This is a genomic window from Sagittula sp. S175 (genome assembly GCF_049800975.1).
Taxonomy (GTDB): Bacteria; Pseudomonadota; Alphaproteobacteria; order Rhodobacterales; family Rhodobacteraceae; genus Sagittula.
Genome location: NZ_JBNAGB010000052.1, coordinates 1 through 7,821 on the forward strand (window position 1 = coordinate 1; position 7,821 = coordinate 7,821).

Consider the following 7,821-nt stretch of genomic DNA (forward strand, 5'->3'; position numbering starts at 1 on the left):
CGAACGAGGCGATCGGCAGCGTCACCGCAGACGGTGCGTATGATACCCGCAAATGCCACGACGCCATCGCTGACCGCGGTGCCCATGCCGTCATCCCACCCCGCAAAAACGCTAAGTCGTGGAAGGCCGTCACCGCGGGTGCGGTGGCCAGAAACGAGGCCCTGCGAACTTCGAAATACCTCGGCCGCGCTATCTGGCGAAACTGGAGCGGATACCACCGCCGAAGCCGCGTCGAGACCAAGATGCACTGCGTTAAACTGCTGGGGCAGCGCCTCATGGCGCGGGACTTCGACCGACAGGTCGCTGAGCTTCAGGTCCGTATCGCCGTTCTGAACGGCTACACCGCCCTTGGCATCCCTGTCACAGAAGTCGTGGGATAAATCCGTCCGGGGAAAGGGGAACTCCGCTCAGAGACGGTTTTGTGCAACAGAGTCGGGTTACTGCAGAACTCATCAACTTCCCGGATTCACTATGTGAACCTGGTGGGTTAAGTGTCTGGCGTGAGAAGACCGAACCTGTCCACTACTTTGCGACCAAATGGAAGTCCTATAATGACGCGATGAAGTGGCGCGGATCTTTGCTCGTTTGGCTGGACCGGGACATAGACTGGCTTACGCCACATGCAGGCCTTGTTGCACTAATCGAGTGGTGGTCGAGGTTTCCCTTGCCCCGTGCGATGCCAAGGCCTCGGTGACGGGTACGCCGAGCGCAGTGCGGCCGTTCGGGACCGCGCTTCGCATCTGGATTTAGGCGACCTTTCGGTCGAAGTCCCGTGCCATGCCCCGCCCGGCAGCGTCACGCAATGCATCCACGACCGGCAGGGTATTTCCAAAGGAAATGTCCCGAGAGGGGGCGCCACAGGCCGCGGCCGAGGTATCGCGATGCGCAGTGCCTTGTTTTTTTGGGGCGACCGCGCCAGCGATGACGGCCTTCCATGGCTTGGCGTTCATTCGGGCGGGATGACGGCGTAGGCGCCTTGGGCCGCGATGGCAACGTGACATTCGCGTGTGTCGTAGGCCTCTTCTGCCGTGACTCGGCCATCTGATCGAGCGCCGGGACCTGTTTCAGCAGTTCGGATATCACAGGCGTATGCGAACAGCGCGGACCACAACTCCACGACGGTCTTGAGCCGCTGATAGGGGAGCGAGTTGGTGACATGCGCGGTGCCGGTGAGGACGCGTAAGCCGTTGATCTTGTCCTGCGCGTCGCCCACGAGATCGGCGATGGACTTGTCCTTGTCGAAGGGCGCCATGCCCTCGGCGGGCAGGAACAACTGTCAGACATGGCCTTTGGTGCGGGCGTCGTTGGGGCCGAGGTCATGGGGGGTCAGTCCAAACCGGCCTTTGCCCTTCTTCTCGGCCTTCAGGGATTTCGGATCACAGGCGGCGTGGCGCGCCCCGATGAGTGTGTTGCCCGCGTGACGCTGGTCGCCGAACCACGCCGAAAAGCTGCCCGCGTGCAGCGAGTTTAGCCAGAGGGAAATGGCCCCCAGTTCGACGGCGATGGGATTGAGGCTGCCGCCAAAGCGGTTGCGGTCGAAGCGAGATGGCGAAAAACGAACTCGGAAAACTTTTCATTTCCAGAACGCGCGCAGGGATCCGCCGCCTGAACAGCAAGCCCTGATCGCGTCTGATCACGTTTTGGATGCGCAGTAGCGCCGCCAAGCAAAACTCTTTCTCGCATCCCAGGCGACAGGAGGGAGACAACTTGTGTACCAACTCGTGAAAGTTCACAGGCCAAAATGGACTCTGAGGTGCACACCGCCTCACATAACCCTTGCGGATCGGTAGCGTGCTTGGATTATGGCTCCGGCGGTAGGGGCCGGGGCGAAACGTGAACAACGCCTTGTTTCACTGGTCAGGAAGCGCGGGGATTCCGTCCCGAAGCCGCTTGGTTTCCAACTTGTGCCCCAACACGTTCGCGCATGTGAGCCTCAATCGCAAGCCGATTTTCGAAGACGTGCCGGGAAAAGTTTCACGTGTTTGGCCGGGGGCTTGCTCTCCTGTCCCGGGCAGACCAAAAAGCCACGGCACCTCGAACAAGTCTCTGGGGTTACGCGAATTTTGAATGTCCAGCTTATACGGTGACTTTGCCATGACGCCCGAAATAACTGACGTGTTGCGCTACTGGCGCGCGTCCCTGGCAGATGGTGCGCTTGGGGAGGGGACGTTCCGGAATTCAGATCGAAAGCGGTTTGTTGAGCTTCCGGGCACGGCGTTGAAGTCGGGGGCTTTGCCCAGATCAACTGTCCAGCGGTTGTTTCGCGGCGTGGACGGCGGCTCGGTCTTCGTCCGGTTCTGGCCTATGGTGACCGCCCGGAAAACCTCGCATGGCGCTGAGCGCGCCGATGGGATGCCCGATCTCGTTGCACCGGTCGTCACGGAAGGTCTCGTGGACCGGGCGGGGCGGCTGATACCGATCCGGAATGCGATTGCGCGAGACCTGCTGTCACCCTTGCCATATGGCTGCTTCTCGCTCGGTTCCGTCGAAACGCTCGACGAATTTCTTGCGGCGACGCCTTTGCCAGAAGCGACACCGGGCAATGGCTGGGAGGACTATCTCCAACACTGCCGCCAGATGTTGGACGCTCTGGCACCTGGGTGGCCTGCTGGTGACGCCGATTATTTGCCGACCGGTGCGGGTTTCATCGAAGTGTCTGAGGGGGCAGATGCCAAAGTTCGGGGGATGCTGGATCTCTATGACCGACTGCTCGCCGAACAGCCGGACACACCGCTCCTCTCTCAGATTATCGCGCCAAACCTATACGACGATGTTTCGGACAGGTCCGTTGAGACGGAGTTCGCGCGCAGGCTTGGGCATTCCAACCCGAATTTTCCCTTGGCGGAACACCAGCGGCAAGTCTTGGCGTGGCTGGATGCATCCAGGCCCGGAGAGGTCATTGCCGTCAACGGTCCGCCCGGCACAGGCAAGACCACCATGTTGCTCTCAGCGGTGGCCAGTTTTTGGGTCAAGGCTGCGTTGGAGGGCGGAGATCCACCAGTGATCGTGGCGTCTTCGTCAAACAATCAGGCGGTCACCAATATCATCGACGCCTTCGGCAAGGATTTCGCGCCGGGCGAAGGGGTCTTCGCAGGGCGCTGGCTTCCGAACATCGACAGTTTTGGGATGTTTCTCCCGTCGCACTCCCGGCGGCTCGAGGCTGCACGACGGTATCAGACGGAAGCGTTTCAGGCCGAATGTGAGACCGTGGCCTATTTCGAACGGGCGAAGGCCGCGTGGATGGAGGCGGCTCGGAAGGCTTTTCCTGACCAGTCTGATGCCGCCGTCAGCGATTTGGTCACCGAGCTTCAAAGTCTGATGATCTCGGAGGTTAGCAAGCTGAGTAAGCTGGACGACGCCAAGGCGGCCCAAGTGAAGGCCCGTGCCGCAGTCATGGCAGACCTTGGCACCGATCCGTTGGCCGAGTATCGGCGCCGCGCTGAACAGCTTCGGTCTTCGAAGGCTGTGGCAGAGGATCGTGACCGGGACCTCAAAGCCTTTCAACACTACCTCGCGGAGGAATCTTGGCTGACCTCCGCGTTCGGATTTCTGGGCAGTGTCCGAAAGAAGCGTTCCTTGCGCGCCAAGTTGGCCCTCGGCGAAGCCGCCGGAGATTTGTCTGCGCTTGACCGGGTGGAAGCGATCGAGGCGCATGTGACGGAAGCGGCGGCCGCCGCGCGTTCAGCCCTTGGCGTGGCTGAAAAGCGTCTCGCCAAGGCGGATGCCCTTCTGAAAGCCTCAGAGCAGATGGCGCAGGCGTGGCGGAACGCGACGGAGCCCTTCGGTGGTTCGGACGATCCGGTCGCTCTGGAAAAAGCAGCCGACCTCGGTACCCGTTTCCAGCTTTTCCTGCTGGCCACGCACTATTGGGAAGGTCGCTGGCTTCTGGCCATGGAACAAGATCTGGCGGCCATCGCGTCCTCCCAAGAAAAGAAAGGAAGAAAGAACGTCATACCGCGATGGCATCGCCGCATGATGTTGACGCCCTGCGCCGTTGTAACCTTTGCCAGCCTGCCCGGAAAGCTGACGTGCAGCCGGTATGAGGCAGGCAGTTTCGCGACGGACAGCCTGTACAATTTCATCGACCTGCTGATTGTCGATGAAGCTGGTCAGGTGCTCCCTGAAGTCGCCGGTGCGGCTTTCTCATTGGCGAAGCGCGCACTTGTCATCGGCGACACGAAGCAAATCGAGCCGATTTCGTCTGTTCCGGCGCCGGTTGATTTCGGGAACCTCAAAGACTGCGGATTGATCACGGGGGAGGAGGACACAGACGCTCTGGCGCAGAGCGGGATCCGAACCACCGACGGGAGTGCGATGCGCCTTGCTCAGCAGGCGTGCCAGATTGCCCCTTGGCCAGACCTCGAACGCGGCCTTTACCTGTTCGAACATCGCCGCTGCCGCGATGACATCATCGGATTCAGCAACGCGCTGTGCTACAAGGGAAAACTCCGTCCCATGCGTGGACCTGCTCCTGAGGATGCCCTGCTCCCCGCCTTGGGATACCTCCACATCGACGGTCGCTCGGTCGCCCAAGGCGGCAGTCGCACGAATATAGTCGAGGCTCGCACTATCGCGGCTTGGCTCGCGTCCAATCGTCGTGACCTGGAACGGGAGTACGGGCAGCCGCTGGAGAAAATCGTCGGTGTGGTGACACCCTTTGGCCAGCAGGTCCGTGCCATTCGCGCAGCCTGCGCTGACAGGGACGTCAACACTGACGGGGCTGCGGGCATGACCATCGGTACCGTTCACGCGCTGCAAGGCGCAGAGCGGCCTGTGATCCTGTTTTCGCCGGTCTATTCGAAGCACGCCGATGGCGGTTTTATCGACGCCTCGCCAAGTATGCTGAACGTTATGGCCTCCCGCGCCAAGGACAGCTGCCTCGTGTTTGGTGACATGGATGTCCTCGCGAGCGCGCGCAGCGGGTCTCCGCGTGCTCTGCTGACCGAGTTCCTATCGGCGAAGGGCAGGGCGCTTGAGTTCGCTGTGGAGCCCAGAGATGATCTCACACGGGCTGATCAGACCCTAAAGATGCTCCAAGACGCGGCGGAACACGATGCGTTCCTGCTTGACGCGCTCCGTGGCGAAGGTCGCAAGTACATGATCGTCAGCCCGTGGGTCGTTGCTTCGACGATGGAGCGGACCGGGATTTTGGCCGCCATGAAAGAGGCCCGCGACCGAGGTGCAGAGGTTGTAGTGTTCGCAGACCCCTTGCTGAACACGCGACCTGCCACCGATGGTCTGACCCAAATGGAAACCGTTTCGCGCCGCTTGTCGTCAATTGGCGTAGCGTTTCACGGTGTCCCGAAGTTGCACAGCAAGGTCGTTTCGGTGGACACTGACCTCCTTTGCGTCGGGTCTTTCAACTGGTTGAGTGCCGACCGGCAGGGACAATATGCGCGCCACGAGACCTCTTTTTTGTACCGAGGTAAGCACTTGAAGACTGAAATTCAGACGATCCGAGACGCCCTGATGGGCCGTTCAAAATGATTCGACGGTTGGAAAAGAGGGCGGAGAGTCGACCTTCGCTGCGCCCTAGACTAACGGCAGCGAGCAGACATCCAACAAGACCAAAAACTAGCACCTGCCTGTACGATGCACAGGGCCGAAAGCTAAACTTCGCTGCGAGGCCAAAGGAAGCGATATCCAAAAGGCACGTGGGGCGCTACTAAGGCGGTGTCCATAATAATAATTTCACGCAGAATGCGGCTGCCAGCCCTTTCCGGGTATATTGGATGGAAATGGCACGAAAAATTAATTTTGCGCGCAAATCATCATTTCTCTTTCGGCTACGCTACTGCTATCAACTCAAAATTTCGAACGTATGAAGCGAAATCCTATTTGTCGGCCTCAATTTTGACCTAAAATCATCCAAGGATTTCGTTTCCGAGCCGTTTATATTGTAATAACTATACCCTTGTCTTATGAGTTCACTCGCTTCAGACCAATACATAAACTCAGAGCATCCCGCCCACGCCCTATCAACGCACATTGCTATTCCATTTGCTGTATCTCCCGTAGCGGGCAGTTCGGAGGCGCAAAAACCAACAACATCTGAGCCCGACACATAGATCCGAAAGTCCATTCGATCCTTCGCCAATAGCCCTAGCCTGTATGCAGACAGGTTGCTTGACACCAAATGCTCAACATTAAATTTCTTTATCGCACTGACAGTTTCCGCCCATTCTTCGATCATCCTTCTCACTGGCGCTTCGAGTTTGGCGTACATCGGGGACAGATGATTCACAATTGAGATTGCTCCACCCCTTGTCGCACGTCGGACTTTTCGGCGATATTCAGAGTACTCGCCCCCATTCAGTTTACTAAGCTTACAGTTATCGACTATTGTTACTGGGTATCGCCAGTCAAGCGTTTGCTCGGTGACCAATGTAAAGCTGCGCAATGCGTCGACACCGCACACTAGAGTGTCGGGAACCCTGCCCAGGGAAACACTCCAACCGCCTTCAGAAATCTTCCGGCAAAGATCACGCCAAAGCTCTGGTGCTGAACTACCTCCTGCCGGTAGTACGAGGAACGTTCTTTCTATATTGGGGTGCGCTGCGACGAATGCCGAACCTTTTTTATTCCTGACTAGATACAGACCACGTCTGCCTGTGTGCAGAAAATAGGCTGCCGAATGCGCCATTGTATCAGGACTCCTTGGAAGCCCTGATAGAAAATCATCAAGACGTCGATAGTGACCCCAATCTAAATTCTGAAATTCTCCAGATAAAACTTCTCTTATTGCAGAACTCATACCACAGCACCGAATTTCGCGTTTCGAATATACTCCTTCAGCAAGTCCCCTTCACCGAGCTCCTCCACGAGCTCTGTGAACAAAAATACAGCATCAACAAACTCAGAGTGGCCAGGAACTTGACTTGAGGCTTGCAGCCAGGTCAAGTATTTCTGAACCTCTGCGTTGGAGAGCACCGCAGAGACGATAAATTCCATCCATGCTATATCTTCCTTATTGACAATGCCTCGCCTTAAAAGGCCACCTACGAAAACCAACTTATATAGGATTGCATCCAATTGACGTTCATCGTCTGAGTGTGGAAAGTTTTCCGGATCAAAAATGAAAGCACCCTTCCGAGAGGCGTAATCCAGCCGATAGAAGAACGCTACTTCCTCGGGAGTTTCTCGAAACCATTTGTGTATTTTAAGAATGAAGCTCGATCGGGACGATTCTGCCGTCAGCTCATTGGCTTTTCTAGAAAGCCGAAACTGGAAGTAGGCGAGCAGCAGGCCAATTAATCCCAATGTGCTTACGGTGAGGGATGCAATGTCTACAGCAGTTTGCGGTATCGGTGGCATTTTTTCCTACATGCTTTGGCGCGCTCTCGTCAAACCTATCTAGCAACTGCCGAAATACAAGAGATGTGTGAGTGACTCTGTTGCACAAAACCGTCTCTGAGCGGAGTTCCCCTTTCCCCGGACGGATTTATCCCACGACTTCTGTGACAGGGATGCCAAGGGCGGTGTAGCCGTTCAGAACGGCGATACGGACCTGAAGCTCAGCGACCTGTCGGTCGAAGTCCCGCGCCATGAGGCGCTGCCCCAGCAGTTTAACGCAGTGCATCTTGGTCTCGACGCGGCTTCGGCGGTGGTATCCGCTCCAGTTTCGCCAGATAGCGCGGCCGAGGTATTTCGAAGTTCGCAGGGCCTCGTTTCTGGCCACCGCACCCGCGGTGACGGCCTTCCACGACTTAGCGTTTTTGCGGGGTGGGATGACGGCATGGGCACCGCGGTCAGCGATGGCGTCGTGGCATTTGCGGGTATCATACGCACCGTCTGCGGTGACGCTGCCGATCGCCTCGTTCG

At 57.7% G+C, this 7,821-nt stretch carries 5 protein-coding genes; 2 read left to right on the forward strand and 3 right to left on the reverse strand.

The genetic code is table 11. From position 1 onward, the window contains the following. Positions 1–380: transposase (locus ACP16H_RS26270; protein ID WP_425070187.1), on the forward strand; the 380-nt coding region annotated here is incomplete at its 5' end. A gap of 566 nt (positions 381–946) precedes the next feature. Here ACP16H_RS26270 and ACP16H_RS26275 read toward each other — a convergent pair. Further along, positions 947–1,273, reverse strand: coding sequence for a hypothetical protein (locus ACP16H_RS26275; RefSeq protein WP_425075097.1), 327 nt, complete (start codon positions 1,271–1,273; stop codon positions 947–949). A gap of 794 nt (positions 1,274–2,067) precedes the next feature. Between ACP16H_RS26275 and ACP16H_RS26280 the strand changes: the two genes are divergently transcribed. After that, positions 2,068–5,487 carry an AAA domain-containing protein gene (locus tag ACP16H_RS26280; RefSeq protein WP_425075098.1) on the forward strand — a complete coding sequence of 1,140 codons (3,420 nt, stop codon included), beginning with the start codon at positions 2,068–2,070 and terminating at the stop codon, positions 5,485–5,487. Between the two features lie 1,263 nt (positions 5,488–6,750). Here the strand turns inward: ACP16H_RS26280 and ACP16H_RS26285 are convergent. Next, a complete protein-coding gene (locus ACP16H_RS26285) occupies positions 6,751–7,314 on the reverse strand; it encodes a hypothetical protein (RefSeq protein WP_425075099.1) in 564 nt (187 codons plus the stop codon). Between the two features lie 127 nt (positions 7,315–7,441). Then, on the reverse strand, positions 7,442–7,821 hold a 380-nt coding region (locus tag ACP16H_RS26290), incomplete at its 5' end, for a transposase (RefSeq protein WP_425070187.1).